The following is a 14,873-nucleotide window of genomic DNA, read 5'->3' as shown; positions in this document are numbered from 1 at the left end:
TCAGGCTGCAACCTGAAAGGTTGGCTTATTTAACTTCAACTTCTGCGCCAGCTTCTTCCAGTGATTTTTTCAATGCTTCAGCGTCATCTTTGCTCACGCCTTCTTTCATCACTGCTGGTGCGGACTCAACCAGATCTTTGGCTTCTTTCAGGCCCAGACCAGTTGCGCCGCGAACAGCTTTGATTACAGCAACTTTGTTAGCGCCGATAGCTTTCAGCACAACATCGAACTCAGTTTTTTCTTCAGCAACTTCAGCTGGGCCAGCGGCAACAGCGACAGCAGCAGCAGCAGAAACACCGAATTTTTCTTCCATAGCAGAAATCAGCTCAACAACATCCATTACAGACATAGCTGCTACTGCTTCCAGAATTTGATCTTTAGTGATAGACATAACAATTGTTCCTAAGAATCAGAAATAGTTTATACGTTAGCAAGTACGTTAGAAAAAAAAGCGCTATTACGCAGCTTCTTTTGCATCGCGAACAGCAGCCAGAGTGCGGACCAGTTTGCCGGCAGCGGCTTCTTTCATGGTCGACATCAGACGTGCCAGTGCTTCTTCGTAAGTCGGCAGCGTTGCCAGACGGTCAATTTGAGCCGCCGGGATCAGCTCGCCTTCAAAGGCTGCAGCTTTGACCTCAAATTTTGCATTCGCTTTCGCGAACTCTTTGAACAGACGAGCAGCAGCGCCCGGGTGTTCCAGAGAATATGCAATCAGGGTCGGACCAACAAACGTGTCTTTCAGGCATTCGAATTGAGTGCCTTCAACGACGCGGCGCAGCAGGGTGTTACGAACAACACGCATGTAAACGCCAGCTTCACGACCTGCTTTACGCAGTTCGGTCATTTTATCAACGGTAACGCCACGAGAATCAGCAACAACCGCAGACAGTGCACCTTTGGCTACTTCGCTGACTTCAGCAACAATCGCTTGTTTGTCTTGAAGATTTAATGCCATTAGCTTTTGCTCCTGGATATGGCCGGAGAAACTCTCCGGAACTCACTTCACTTATCGCCAAAATTAGAGATAAGCGTTGAAACACGGTGAGCAGAATCCAGTAAAAAATTATTCTTTATAAAAAAGAAAAACGTTATTTAGGCTCTGTCACCGTCTACGCAGGAAAATTAAGTTTCTTACGAAACACCTGCGGTCTTGGACGGAGGCCTGGATAGGCCAGGCTCCAACCGAAAAATTCTTGCGTTATTCCACTCGAAGAACAACGGGCGTAAAATTATAGGTAAATCCCACACCCGAGTAAAGCGGAACAAAAGCTATTAGTTCGCAGCAGCGTTCAGACCGCTCTGGTCGATGGCAACGCCAGCGCCCATAGTGGTAGACAAGCTAACTTTCTTGATGAATACGCCTTTCGCCTGAGATGGTTTTGCTTTTTTCAGCGCAACCAGCAAAGATTCCAGGTTTTCTTTCAATTTGTCAGAATCGAAATCAACCTTACCGATAGTGGTATGGATGATGCCGTTCTTGTCGTTACGATAACGAACCTGACCAGCTTTAGCATTATTAACTGCTTCAGCAACGTTAGGAGTTACAGTACCCACTTTCGGGTTTGGCATCAGGCCGCGTGGACCCAGAACCTGGCCCAATTGGCCAACAACGCGCATTGCATCTGGAGATGCAATAACAACGTCAAAGCCCATTTCACCTTTCTTGATCAGGTCAGCCAGATCTTCCATGCCCACAAATTCAGCACCAGCAGCTTTAGCCGCTTCAGCGTTTGCGCCTTGGGTGAAGACTGCTACGCGAACAGAACGACCGGTGCCATGAGGCAGAACGGTTGCGCCGCGAACGTTTTGGTCAGATTTACGTGCATCGATGCCGAGGTTAACAGCTACGTCTACACTTTCTACGAATTTAGCAGTGGCCAGCTCTTTGAGCAGAGCAACAGCTTCGTTGATGTCATACTGTTTAGTTACATCAACTTTGTCACGGATCACGCGCATGCGCTTGGTCAGCTTAGCCATTTATTAATTCTCCACTACCAAGCCCATGGAACGAGCAGTACCTGCGATAGAGCGCGCCATGGCGTCTACATCAGAACCAGTCATGTCCGCAGCTTTAGTTTCTGCGATTTCACGAACCTGAGCGCTCGTTACTTTACCTACTTTGTCTTTGTTCGGCTTGCCAGAACCAGACTTGATACCAGCCGCTTTCTTCAGCAGAACAGCTGCTGGAGGCGTTTTGGTAACGAAGGTGAAAGAACGGTCAGAATAAACGGTAATAACAACTGGGGTCGGCAGACCCTTCTCAAGGCTTTCAGTTTTAGCATTGAACGCCTTACAGAATTCCATGATGTTAACACCTTGCTGACCCAGAGCCGGACCTACCGGTGGGCTCGGGTTAGCCATACCAGCTGCAACTTGCAGCTTGACGTAGGCTTGTACTTTCTTGGCCATTTAACTTTCCTCGATTGGGTATAGCGCCTAGTAAAAGGCTTCCCGTGGTTTGTATTACGTTTCAGACGCCGTTGAGGCCACTGAAAAACAAAAGGCGCGAAATTATAGGTTAATTTCGCGCCATAGGCAAGTCGCTATTTTCAGCAAGTCTTGTCAGGCAATTAGCCTTTTTCGACCTGAGCAAAGTCCAGTTCAACAGGTGTCGCACGACCAAATATAGAAACAGACACCTTCAGGCGGCTCTTCTCGTAGTCGACTTCTTCAACAACGCCGTTAAAGTCGGCAAATGGACCATCGTTGACGCGAACCATTTCACCCGGTTCAAACAACGTTTTCGGACGAGGCTTATCACCAACCTGCTGGAGACGATTCATAATCGCATCCACTTCTTTGTCACTGATTGGAGCTGGACGGTCAGATGTGCCGCCAATGAACCCCATAACACGAGGTACACTGCGCACAAGATGCCAACTCGCATCTTCCATAACCATCTGTACTAAAACGTAACCAGGAAAAAACTTGCGTTCGCTCTTGCGACGTTGACCACCACGGATCTCAACTACTTCTTCAGTAGGAACCATGACTTCGCCAAAAAGCTCTTCCATATTATGGAGTTTGATGTACTCGCGCAGAGACTGAGCTACGCGACCTTCAAAACCAGAAAACGCCTGAACGACGTACCAACGTTTTTTTGGAGCTTCAGACATCTTTTAGAACCTCAGGCCAGTGATAAACGATACCAGACGAACCAGAATACCATCCAGTCCCCACAAAATCAGTGACATCACGGCAGTAACCGCGGCAACGATTAGCGTGGTGTGTAACGTTTCCTGACGAGTCGGCCAAATTACCTTGCGTACTTCAGTACGCGCTTCGCGAGCAAACGTTACGGTTGCTTTGCCTTTTGTGGTCAGCAGGGCCACACCACCGGCTGCGGCGATCAGGATAACAACGGCCAACGCACGCAGAGGAAGACTAAATTCGCGGTAATAATAATTGCCAACAATCGCAACGACCAGCAAGGCACCTACTACTAGCCACTTAATCACTTCCAGGCTACGCCCACTATTCTGAGCTTCGGTATTCGCACTCATAAACCAACCTGTCACAATGATTCAGACAAATAACTTTGCCCCGTAACCACGGGGCAACCAAACCGAAAGATGTTCTGTAAAACGAATAATTCGGTATTTACGCCGTATCTACAGAGCCTATCTCACCAATGATTATATCTCACAATCGCTGATGAGATAGGTTCTACCATGGCAGCGTAGAAAAGGGCATCAAATGATGCCCTTTTATCGCGTGTCGCGTCAAACGTTATCAGCGATTAAGCGATAACTTTAGCAACAACGCCCGCGCCTACTGTACGGCCGCCTTCACGGATTGCGAAACGCAAACCGTCATCCATCGCGATTGGGTGGATCAGGGTAACAACCATTTTGATGTTGTCGCCCGGCATCACCATCTCTACGCCTTCTGGCAGTTCGATGGTGCCCGTTACGTCAGTCGTACGGAAGTAGAACTGAGGACGGTAGCCTTTGAAGAACGGAGTATGACGGCCGCCTTCATCTTTGCTCAGGATATACACTTCTGATTCGAACTGAGTATGCGGCTTGATTGAACCCGGCTTAGCCAGTACCTGGCCACGCTCGATTTCTTCACGCTTGATACCACGCAGCAGAACACCAACGTTCTCGCCTGCACGACCTTCGTCCAGCAGTTTGCGGAACATTTCTACGCCAGTACAGGTAGATTTCGCCGTATCTTTGATACCAACGATTTCAACTTCTTCACCAACTTTAACGATACCGCGCTCTACACGACCGGTAACAACGGTACCACGACCGGAGATGGAGAATACGTCTTCGATTGGCAGCAGGAACGGCTTGTCAATCGCACGCTCTGGTTCTGGAATATAAGAATCCAGGTAGCCCGCTAGTTCGATGATTTTAGCTTCCCACTCAGCTTCGCCTTCCAGCGCTTTCAGAGCAGAGCCACGAACCACTGGGGTGTCATCGCCTGGGAAATCGTACTGAGACAGCAGCTCACGCACTTCCATCTCAACCAGTTCCAGCAGCTCTTCATCATCAACCATGTCACATTTGTTCAGGAACACGATGATGAAAGGAACGCCAACCTGACGACCCAGCAGGATGTGCTCACGGGTCTGAGGCATTGGGCCATCAGTCGCAGCAACAACCAGGATAGCGCCGTCCATCTGTGCAGCACCGGTGATCATGTTTTTCACATAGTCGGCGTGGCCTGGGCAGTCAACGTGCGCGTAGTGGCGAGCAGGGGTATCATATTCAACGTGAGAGGTGTTGATGGTGATACCACGTGCTTTTTCTTCTGGTGCGTTATCGATCTGATCGAATGCACGAGCAGAACCACCGTAGGTTTTAGCCAGAACGGTAGTGATTGCAGCAGTCAGCGTTGTTTTACCATGGTCAACGTGGCCGATAGTACCGACGTTAACGTGCGGTTTTGTACGTTCAAATTTTTCTTTAGACATCGATTGTCCCTCTAAGACACGGATAAATCGGTGGTATCACCACATCAACCAAGCAATAGCTTGCTGAATTTATTCACAGAAAGAAAATCAGGAGGAGGAAAAGGAAGTGGTGCTGATAGGCAGATTCGAACTGCCGACCTCACCCTTACCAAGGGTGCGCTCTACCAACTGAGCTATATCAGCACATCTTGGAGCGGGCAGTGGGAATCGAACCCACATCATCAGCTTGGAAGGCTGAGGTAATAGCCATTATACGATGCCCGCATCCTGGAACTCGGCTACCTAATTTTTCTGTAGATTTTGAAGTTGGGGAATAAGATTTTATAAACCCCCGCCTTCGTCGATCCGGCTTATTCTTGCTACCGTATCGAGTATCCTGTTGCCAAGATTGAATTTGGTGGTGGGGGAAGGATTCGAACCTTCGAAGTCTGTGACGGCAGATTTACAGTCTGCTCCCTTTGGCCGCTCGGGAACCCCACCTGATTGTATACTTGATGGTGCCGGCTACCGGAATCGAACTGGTGACCTACTGATTACAAGTCAGTTGCTCTACCTACTGAGCTAAGCCGGCATCAAGTGCTGCGCATTCTAGGTAGACAGAACGCTTGATGCAACAAAAAAATTGCGTAAAATGCGCTATCGCTTAGATTTTATCCAAATCCGGCTATAAATCTAGAGTAACAGTAAGAATTAGCGCAAAGAACCACCAACTCCATCCAGTAAAGTAGAAGTTCGCCATCAAATTTCCGCCTATGCCTCTTGCACCTAAAATACCGTTTTGCTCTTTAGAAGAGCACGCACTGCACTGACCGATGCTATTTTGCTCGCTTTTCTAAGGGAATGAACCTGGAATGCATTTTGCTTGGTTAGAAATAAATTTCTGTCGAAGAGGAAAAATACGATGAAAACCGTTCAACTCAATGCCGCAACCTTACCTGTCTATCGTGAGGAACTGGCTAGCCTACTGATAGATGCTGTAGAAAAAGGTGCTTCTGTTGGATACCACTCGCCACTGCCCCACAAAGAAGCCACGGAATATTTTCATAGTTTGCAAACATCCGTCGCCAGCGGTGAACGCATGTTCTGGGTAGCGCGCGATGAGGAGGGTGTCGTCGGAAGCGTACAGCTTGAGCTGTGTCAAAAGCCAAATGGGAAAAACAGAGCTGAAATTCAAAAATTATTGGTTCACAGTCGCACAAGAAGAGCAGGAATAGGCCGACTGCTCATTCAACTATTGGAACAGAGCGCGCTTTCACAACAGAGGGGCTTACTCTACTTAGATACTCAAGCAGGTTCCCCCGCAGAAGCGTTCTACCGTGCATTGGGCTATCGCCATCTGGGAGAATTACCAGACTATGCTTGCACACCCGATGGCTACTATCACCCAACGGCCATTTATTATAAGCGCCTCTTTGCCGTGAATGGTTTAGGTAAAGCCATCGCTAGTTAGCGAGCACCCGATGCGTAAACATAACAGCATCGGGTACAGCACCGATTTTCTCTTCTTATTTCTAGCAGCAAAGTGTTAATCTGCCCATTATCAAAAATTTATTACATAAGAGAAGGTGCCGCGATCATTGCGTTGGCTAAACTAATAGCCCGTTTTCTTCGCTGAGCTAAGAGTCCCTTTTCTTACCTGTTAAGCAGGCAGAACACGACTTATGAGCAATAGAGAGCAATCTTTGGCCACGCCATATCTACAATTTAACCGCAGCCAATGGGCCGCCTTGCGCGATTCCGTCCCGTTAACGCTGACAGAGGAAGAAATCGTTAAGCTCAAAGGGATTAACGAAGATCTTTCATTAGACGAAGTCGCGGAAATTTATCTGCCGCTATCTCGCCTGCTCAATTTCTATATCAGCTCTAATTTACGACGTCAGGCAGTGCTTGAGCAGTTCTTAGGAACTGATGGCCAAAAGATACCTTACATAATCGGTATTGCAGGTAGTGTCGCTGTAGGGAAAAGTACCACAGCTCGTGTGCTCCAGGCGTTATTAAGTCGCTGGCCGGAACACCGCAGTGTAGAACTTATTACAACCGATGGGTTTCTTCATCCAAATAAGGTGCTAAAAGAACGCGACTTGATGAAGAAAAAAGGCTTTCCGCAGTCATACGATATGCATAGCTTGGTGAAATTTGTTTCTGATATAAAATCAGGGACACATAAAGTCACCGCCCCAACTTATTCCCACCTGACATATGACATCGTCCCTAATAACAATAAAGTGCTGGAGCAACCTGACATTTTAATATTAGAAGGCTTGAATGTCTTACAAAGTGGAATGGATTATCCACATGATCCACATAGGGTTTTCGTTTCTGATTTTGTGGATTTTTCTATTTATGTGGATGCACCTGAAACACTGTTACAGACATGGTATATAAATAGATTTTTGAAATTCAGGCAGGGTGCATTCTCAAATCCAAATTCATACTTCCATAATTATGCAAAATTGACGGAAGAAGAAGCTGTCGGTGTTGCATCTCAATTATGGAAGGAAATTAACGGACTTAATCTAAAAGAAAATATTCTCCCTACTCGAGAGAGAGCTAGTCTTATTATGACTAAAAGCGCTAACCATGCCGTTGAATGTGTTAGATTAAGAAAATGAATATGCAAAAGGGGGATATCTCCCCCTTTTTTATGCACCACGCAGAGAAATCTCCCCACCAATATACGGTGTTATCAGACCATCGTTTTCTAATAACAATGCACCTTGGCGATCTATTCCTCGATCTATCCCATGTATTTCGCGATTACCGATAATCAAACGGACCGGGCGATTAAAATAGTTATCCAATTTTTCCCATCTGGAAATGAATGGTTCAAGACCTTGTAGTTCAAAGATAACCAAAGCGCTTCTTAATTCAGAAATAAGAGTCGAAGCAAGAGTATTACGATTAATCTCTATACCTGCCTGTTGTAAATTTATCCAGCCTTGATTAATCGTATCTGGAGCAGGTTCTCTCATTTGTAAATTAATGCCTGCACCAATTACCAAATTAGCAGCATCTCCCGTTTTTCCGGTAAGTTCGACAAGAATGCCAGCCAACTTTCTATCCTTCAGATACAAATCATTCGGCCACTTGACTCGAACACCATCAGCACCAAGCTTATGTAGCACTTCGGCCATTACGATACCGATAACCAAGCTCACGCCAACAGCCGCAGCGGGCCCCTGCTCTAGACGCCAATATAAGGACAAATACAAATTCGCACCAAAGGGTGAAAACCATTGCCTCCCCCGACGACCACGCCCCGACTGCTGATACTCAGCAAGGCATGCATCACCGGATGACAGCGTATCCAATCGTTCTAAAATGTACTGATTCGTAGAATCAACGACAGGTAAAACCGTCACGCCACCTTCCGGTAGGTGCTTAAGAATGACTTCTTCATCTAATAACTGCATAGGTGCTGGCAAAGAATAGCCCTTACCCGTTACAGTAAAAACATCAATTCCCCAATCACGTATAGTTTGAATATGTTTATTAATCGCAGCTCGGCTCATCCCCATCATTTCGCCAAGTAGCTCACCGGAATAAAACTCACCATCAGAGAGGATTTTAATTAATTTAAGAGGAACTGTAATATCTTTCATGATAATACCTCGATGGCATTGACCTCTCCACACGCAGCAATAAAGCGAACTTCAGGCTCCAGCTGTATGGAGAATTTTTCAGCAACCTGATTGCGGACGTAACGAGCTAATTCAACAATATCCGAGCTTTTTGCATTATTCTTATTAATCAGAACTAATGCCTGTTTCTCGTGAACAGCAGCACCACCAAGCTGGAATCCTTTAAGCTTGCACTGATCAATTAACCACCCAGCGGCCAATTTAACGTTACCATCGGCTTGTAAATACTGAGGAGCATTCGGATACTCTCGTAAAATACGTTCGGCATGCTGTTGTGTAATTATTGGATTTTTGAAGAAGCTACCAGCATTACCTGTCACTACAGGATCTGGGAGTTTACTTCGACGCATATGACAGACAGAATCAAATACCAGTTGTGGCGTCACAGTTTCAGGATTCAGTTTTGCCAAATCGCCGTAGTTAAGTACTGGATGCCACTCTTTCTTTAAAAAAAGCCCTACAGCGGTAATCGCAAACCCAGAGCGGTATTGATGCTTAAATATACTTTCACGGTAACCAAACTGGCATTCCTCAGTGCTAAGACGCATGACCTTACCTTCAGCCAGATCCAGCAATTCCACATAATCACAGACATTTTGTAGTTCAATACCATACGCACCAATATTTTGTATCGGTGCAGACCCTACACATCCAGGAATTAGCGCTAGATTTTCTAACCCGGTAATACCGTATTTAAGCGTATATTCAACTAATTGATGCCAATTCTCACCTGCACCAATATGAAGATACCAGCCATCGCTCTCTTCTCGAACATCTATACCTTTGAGCCGATTTAGCAGAATAGTACCTAAAAAATCTTCCAGAAAAAGGACATTACTTCCTTCTCCTAGCAATAAAATGGGCTCTTGTGATACGCAGGCGACACGCCATTCTTCGATCAATTTCTCTTGAGTATCCGCTACCGTAATGCGGGACGCAGACACAGATAATGAGAAAGAGTTATGAGACTTCAATGAAATAATGCTCGACACCATGCTGGAAATACCTACTAATTCAGATATCACATAGTCTACCTGATCTACGCAAGATACCGACTGTCTTTTACCACAGGTAAGGTATAAACAACATACACCAAAAATTCCCCATAGCAAAAAGCCCCTGTCTTTCGACAGAGGCTTTCCACGTGTTTGATGCCTGGCAGTTCCCTACTCTCACATGGGGAGACCCCACACTACCATCGGCGCTACGGCGTTTCACTTCTGAGTTCGGCATGGGGTCAGGTGGGACCACCGCGCTATCGCCGCCAGGCAAATTCTGTTTCATTCCAACCGTTATACCTCACTTTTCAGTGTGCACAACCATCAGAACCAATCTTTGAACAAGCTGATTATCAAAATCTCTTTGAGTCGTCTCAAAACACCTTCGGTGTTGTAAGGTTAAGCCTCTCGGGTCATTAGTACTGGTTAGCTCAACGTATCGCTACGCTTACACACCCAGCCTATCTACGTCGTCGTCTTCAACTACTCTTCAGGGGCATCTAGTGCCCAGGAAGACTCATCTCGAGGCAAGTTTCCCGCTTAGATGCTTTCAGCGGTTATCTCTTCCGCACTTAGCTACCGGGCAATGCAATTGGCATCACAACCCGAACACCAGTGGTGCGTTCACTCCGGTCCTCTCGTACTAGGAGCAACCCCTCTCAATCTTCCAACGCCCACGGCAGATAGGGGACCGAACTGTCTGTCTCACGACGTTCTAAACCCAGCTCGCGTACCACTTTAAATGGCGAACAGCCATACCCTTGGGACCTACTTCAGCCCCAGGATGTGATGAGCCGACATCGAGGTGCCAAACACCGCCGTCGATATGAACTCTTGGGCGGTATCAGCCTGTTATCCCCGGAGTACCTTTTATCCGTTGAGCGATACCTTCCATTCAGAACCACCGGATCACTAAGACCTGCTTTCGCACCTGCTCGAGCTGTCACTCTCGCAGTCAAGCTAGCTGCCTTTGCACTAACCTCCTGATGTCCGAGGATTAGCTAACCTTCGTGCTCCTCCGTTACGCTTTGGGAGGAGACCGCCCCAGTCAAACTACCCACCAGACACTGTCCGCAACCCGGATTACGGTATACGTTAGAACATCAAACATTAAAGGGTGGTATTTCAAGGTTGGCTCCACGCAGACTGGCGTCCACGCTTCAAAGCCTCCCACCTATCCTACACATCAAGGCTCAAGGTTCAGTGTCAAGCTATAGTAAAGGTTCACGGGGTCTTTCCGTCTTGCCGCGGGTACACTGCATCTTCACAGCGAGTTCAATTTCACTGAGTCTCGGGTGGAGACAGCCTTAGCCATCATTACGCCATTCGTGCAGGTCGGAACTTACCCGACAAGGAATTTCGCTACCTTATAATGACCGTTATAGTTACGGCCGCCGTTTACCGGGGCTTCGATCAAGAGCTTCGCCTTGCGGCTGACCCCATCAATTAACCTTCCGGCACCGGGCAGGCGTCACACCGTATACGTCCACTTTCGTGTTTGCACAGTGCTGTGTTTTTATTAAACAGTTGCAGCCAGCTGGTATCTTCGACTGATTTCAGCTCCGTGAGCAAGTCACTTCACTTACCATCAGCGTGCCTTCTCCCGAAGTTACGGCACCATTTTGCCTAGTTCCTTCACCCGAGTTCTCTCAAGCGCCTGAGTATTCTCTACCTGACCACCTGTGTCGGTTTGGGGTACGATTTAATGTTACTATGGAGCTTAGAGGCTTTTCCTGGAAGCGTAGCATCGGTTACTTCATCACCGTAGTGACTCGTCATCACGCCTCAGTGTTAATGATGACCCGGATTTACCAAAGTCATCCACCTTCACGCTTAAACCGGGACAACCGTCGCCCGGATAACCTAGCTTTCTCCGTCCCCCCTTCGCAGTAACACCAAGTACAGGAATATTAACCTGTTTCCCATCGACTACGCTTTTCAGCCTCGCCTTAGGGGTCGACTCACCCTGCCCCGATTAACGTTGGACAGGAACCCTTGGTCTTCCGGCGTGCGGGTTTTTCACCCGCATTATCGTTACTTATGTCAGCATTCGCACTTCTGATACCTCCAGCAGCCCTCACAGGCCACCTTCGACGGCTTACAGAACGCTCCCCTACCCAACAACACCTAAGTGTCGCTGCCGCAGCTTCGGTGCATGGTTTAGCCCCGTTACATCTTCCGCGCAGGCCGACTCGACCAGTGAGCTATTACGCTTTCTTTAAATGATGGCTGCTTCTAAGCCAACATCCTAGCTGTCTGTGCCTTCCCACATCGTTTCCCACTTAACCATGACTTTGGGACCTTAGCTGGCGGTCTGGGTTGTTTCCCTCTTCACGACGAACGTTAGCACCCGCCGTGTGTCTCCCGTGATAACATTCTTCGGTATTCGTAGTTTGCATCGGGTTGGTAAGTCGGGATGACCCCCTAGCCGAAACAGTGCTCTACCCCCGAAGATGAATTCACGAGGCGCTACCTAAATAGCTTTCGGGGAGAACCAGCTATCTCCCGGTTTGATTGGCCTTTCACCCCCAGCCACAAGTCATCCGCTAATTTTTCAACATTAGTCGGTTCATTCCTCCAGTTAGTGTTACCCAACCTTCAACCTGCCCATGGCTAGATCACCGGGTTTCGGGTCTATACCCTGCAACTTAACGCCCAGTTAAGACTCGGTTTCCCTACGGCTCCCCTATACGGTTAACCTTGCTACAGAATATAAGTCGCTGACCCATTATACAAAAGGTACGCAGTCACCCTGATTAATCAAGGCTCCCACTGCTTGTACGTACACGGTTTCAGGTTCTATTTCACTCCCCTCGCCGGGGTTCTTTTCGCCTTTCCCTCACGGTACTGGTTCACTATCGGTCAGTCAGGAGTATTTAGCCTTGGAGGATATCCCCCATATTCAGACAGGATGTCACGTGTCCCGCCCTACTCATCGAACTCACAATCTGTGCATTTTTGTGTACGGGACTATCACCCTTTACTGTGCGACTTTCCAGACGCTTCCACTAACACACAAACTGATTCAGGTTCTGGGCTCCTCCCCGTTCGCTCGCCGCTACTAGGGGAATCTCGGTTGATTTCTTTTCCTCGGGGTACTGAGATGTTTCAGTTCCCCCGGTTCGCCTCATTACGCTATGTATTCACGTAATGATAGTGTGTCGAAACACACTGGGTTTCCCCATTCGGGTATCGTCGGGTATAACGCTTCATATCAGCTTACCGACGCTATCGCAGATTAGCACGCCCTTCATCGCCTCTGACTGCCTAGGCATCCACCGTGTACGCTTAGTCGCTTAACCTCACAACCCGAAGGTGTCTTTGATTAATCAAAGTCACTGTCGTGCTGCGATTATTTGAGAGACTCATTGACACACTGACACGCCATTCATACCCGTAGGCATCAATGCATGTTCAGCTGTCATGTTTCAATTTTCAGCTTGTTCCAGATTGTTAAAGAGCAATATCGTAAACATGACTCCGAAGAATCATCTTTAAGATATTCGTGATAATGTCTTTCACTCATTATCGGATTGGCGTCCCCAAGGGGATTCGAACCCCTGTTACAGCCGTGAAAGGGCAGTGTCCTAGGCCTCTAGACGATGGGGACACGAAAAATCCGTACCGGATCATAAACCCGGCACTTTCGCGTCAGTATGAGTCTACACTCATGACATCAACAGGTGCGCTTGCTCAGTATTTTCATCAGACAATCTGTGTGAGCACTTCACTTAACACACATCTTTTTTGGTAAGGAGGTGATCCAACCGCAGGTTCCCCTACGGTTACCTTGTTACGACTTCACCCCAGTCATGAATCACAAAGTGGTAAGCGCCCTCCCGAAGGTTAAGCTACCTACTTCTTTTGCAACCCACTCCCATGGTGTGACGGGCGGTGTGTGTGTACAAGGCCGGGAACGTATTCACCGTAGCATTCTGATCTACGATTACTAGCGATTCCGACTTCATGGAGTCGAGTTGCAGACTCCAATCCGGACTACGACGTACTTTATGAGGCCCGCTTACTCTCGCGAGGTCGCTTCTCTTTGTATACGCCATTGTAGCACGTGTGTAGCCCTACTCGTAAAGGCCATGATGACTTGACGTCATCCCCACCTTCCTCCGGTTTATCACCGGCAGTCTCCTTTGAGTTCCCGACCGAATCGCTGGCAACAAAGGATAAGGGTTGCGCTCGTTGCGGGACTTAACCCAACATTTCACAACACGAGCTGACGACAGCCATGCAGCACCTGTCTCAGAGTTCCCGAAGGCACTAAGCTATCTCTAGCAAATTCTCTGGATGTCAAGAGTAGGTAAGGTTCTTCGCGTTGCATCGAATTAAACCACATGCTCCACCGCTTGTGCGGGCCCCGTCAATTCATTTGAGTTTTAACCTTGCGGCCGTACTCCCTAGGCGGTCGACTTAACGCGTTAGCTCCGGAAGCCACGCCTCAAGGGCACAACCTCCAAGTCGACATCGTTTACAGCGTGGACTACCAGGTATCTAATCCTGTTTGCTCCCCACGCTTTCGCACCTGAGCGTCAGTCTTTGTCCAGTGGCCGCCTTCGCCACCGGTATTCCTCCAGATCTCTACGCATTTCACCGCTACACTGGAATTCTACCCCCTCTACAAGACTCTAGCCTGTCAGTTTTGAATGCAGTTCCCAGGTTAAGCCCGGGGATTTCACATCCAACTTAACAGACCGCCTGCGTGCGCTTTACGCCCAGTCATTCCGATTAACGCTTGCACCCTCCGTATTACCGCGGCTGCTGGCACGGAGTTAGCCGGTGCTTCTTCTGGGTAACGTCAATCGATAAGGTTATTAACCTTACCGCCTTCCTCCCCGCTGAAAGTGCTTTACAACCCGAAGGCCTTCTTCACACACGCGGCATGGCTGCATCAGGCTTGCGCCCATTGTGCAATATTCCCCACTGCTGCCTCCCGTAGGAGTCTGGACCGTGTCTCAGTTCCAGTGTGGCTGGTCATCCTCTCAGACCAGCTAGGGATCGTCGCCTAGGTGAGCCATTACCTCACCTACTAGCTAATCCCATCTGGGCACATCTGATGGCGAGAGGCGAAGGTCCCCCTCTTTGCTCTTGCGAGGTTATGCGGTATTAGCTACCGTTTCCAGTAGTTATCCCCCTCCATCAGGCAGTTTCCCAGACATTACTCACCCGTCCGCCGCTCGTCACCCAGAGAGCAAGCTCTCCTGTGCTACCGCTCGACTTGCATGTGTTAGGCCTGCCGCCAGCGTTCAATCTGAGCCATGATCAAACTCTTCAATTTAAGATTTGTTTGATTTGCTTCTA

11 protein-coding genes, 5 tRNA genes and 3 rRNA genes are annotated in these 14,873 nt (G+C 48.1%); 2 read left to right on the top strand and 17 right to left on the bottom strand.

Features of this window, described 5'->3' with window-relative positions:
• Positions 1-25 precede the first annotated feature (25 nt).
• The 11 genes from rplL to LOZ86_RS01930 form a co-directional block, all read right to left on the bottom strand.
• Positions 26-391: a 50S ribosomal protein L7/L12 gene (gene rplL, locus LOZ86_RS01980; protein WP_039487711.1), complete on the bottom strand. Its 366-nt coding sequence runs from the start codon at positions 389-391 to the stop codon at positions 26-28.
• 66 nt (positions 392-457) lie between these two features.
• Positions 458-955 carry a 50S ribosomal protein L10 gene (gene rplJ / locus LOZ86_RS01975; protein ID WP_005970333.1) on the bottom strand — a complete coding sequence of 166 codons (498 nt, stop codon included), beginning with the start codon at positions 953-955 and terminating at the stop codon, positions 458-460.
• A 317-nt stretch (positions 956-1,272) separates the two neighbouring features.
• Entirely contained in the window at positions 1,273-1,977 is a 705-nt protein-coding gene (gene rplA, locus LOZ86_RS01970) for a 50S ribosomal protein L1 (RefSeq protein WP_039487713.1), read from the bottom strand.
• Between the two features lie 3 nt (positions 1,978-1,980).
• Complete coding sequence (rplK, locus tag LOZ86_RS01965) at positions 1,981-2,409, bottom strand: 50S ribosomal protein L11 (protein ID WP_039487715.1); 429 nt, start codon at positions 2,407-2,409, stop codon at positions 1,981-1,983.
• A 161-nt stretch (positions 2,410-2,570) separates the two neighbouring features.
• Positions 2,571-3,116 (bottom strand): transcription termination/antitermination protein NusG, encoded by a 546-nt coding sequence (gene nusG / locus LOZ86_RS01960; protein ID WP_039487717.1) that lies wholly within the window; start codon positions 3,114-3,116, stop codon positions 2,571-2,573.
• 3 nt (positions 3,117-3,119) lie between these two features.
• Positions 3,120-3,503, bottom strand: a complete 384-nt coding sequence (secE, locus tag LOZ86_RS01955; RefSeq protein ID WP_039514147.1) for a preprotein translocase subunit SecE — start codon at positions 3,501-3,503, stop codon at positions 3,120-3,122.
• Positions 3,504-3,739: 236 nt separating this feature from the next.
• Positions 3,740-4,924, bottom strand: coding sequence for an elongation factor Tu (gene tuf, locus LOZ86_RS01950; protein WP_039512662.1), 1,185 nt, complete (start codon positions 4,922-4,924; stop codon positions 3,740-3,742).
• Between the two features lie 107 nt (positions 4,925-5,031).
• Positions 5,032-5,107 (bottom strand) — tRNA-Thr (locus tag LOZ86_RS01945).
• Positions 5,108-5,113: 6 nt separating this feature from the next.
• Positions 5,114-5,188 (bottom strand) — tRNA-Gly (locus LOZ86_RS01940).
• 131 nt (positions 5,189-5,319) lie between these two features.
• Positions 5,320-5,404: transfer RNA gene (locus LOZ86_RS01935), tRNA-Tyr, on the bottom strand.
• 15 nt (positions 5,405-5,419) lie between these two features.
• Positions 5,420-5,495, bottom strand: a tRNA-Thr gene (locus LOZ86_RS01930).
• 330 nt (positions 5,496-5,825) lie between these two features.
• Between LOZ86_RS01930 and LOZ86_RS01925 the strand changes: the two genes are divergently transcribed.
• Positions 5,826-6,374 carry a GNAT family N-acetyltransferase gene (locus LOZ86_RS01925; protein WP_230242797.1) on the top strand — a complete coding sequence of 183 codons (549 nt, stop codon included), beginning with the start codon at positions 5,826-5,828 and terminating at the stop codon, positions 6,372-6,374.
• Between the two features lie 211 nt (positions 6,375-6,585).
• Positions 6,586-7,536: a type I pantothenate kinase gene (gene coaA / locus LOZ86_RS01920; protein WP_039488110.1), complete on the top strand. Its 951-nt coding sequence runs from the start codon at positions 6,586-6,588 to the stop codon at positions 7,534-7,536.
• A 30-nt stretch (positions 7,537-7,566) separates the two neighbouring features.
• Here coaA and birA read toward each other — a convergent pair whose 3' ends face one another.
• The 6 genes from birA to LOZ86_RS01890 all read right to left on the bottom strand — a co-directional run bounded on the left by birA (position 7,567) and on the right by LOZ86_RS01890 (position 14,850).
• Positions 7,567-8,526, bottom strand: coding sequence for a bifunctional biotin--[acetyl-CoA-carboxylase] ligase/biotin operon repressor BirA (gene birA / locus LOZ86_RS01915; RefSeq protein WP_039488109.1), 960 nt, complete (start codon positions 8,524-8,526; stop codon positions 7,567-7,569).
• A complete protein-coding gene (gene murB / locus LOZ86_RS01910; protein ID WP_039488106.1) occupies positions 8,523-9,560 on the bottom strand; it encodes a UDP-N-acetylmuramate dehydrogenase in 1,038 nt (345 codons plus the stop codon). The genes birA and murB overlap by 4 nt, the downstream gene beginning before the upstream one ends.
• Before the next feature lie 158 nt (positions 9,561-9,718).
• A 5S ribosomal RNA gene (gene rrf, locus LOZ86_RS01905) occupies positions 9,719-9,834 on the bottom strand.
• A 124-nt stretch (positions 9,835-9,958) separates the two neighbouring features.
• Positions 9,959-12,865: ribosomal RNA gene (locus LOZ86_RS01900) — 23S ribosomal RNA — on the bottom strand.
• Positions 12,866-13,097: 232 nt separating this feature from the next.
• Positions 13,098-13,173 (bottom strand) — tRNA-Glu (locus LOZ86_RS01895).
• Positions 13,174-13,314: 141 nt separating this feature from the next.
• Positions 13,315-14,850: ribosomal RNA gene (locus LOZ86_RS01890) — 16S ribosomal RNA — on the bottom strand.
• Together the 16S, 23S and 5S rRNA genes with 1 tRNA gene alongside form the textbook arrangement of a ribosomal RNA operon.
• Positions 14,851-14,873: the final 23 nt, after the last annotated feature.

It is taken from the genome of Pectobacterium parvum (genome assembly GCF_020971565.1).
Lineage (GTDB): Bacteria > Pseudomonadota > Gammaproteobacteria > Enterobacterales > Enterobacteriaceae > Pectobacterium > Pectobacterium polare.
This window is presented reverse-complemented; position numbering and strand designations above follow the sequence as displayed.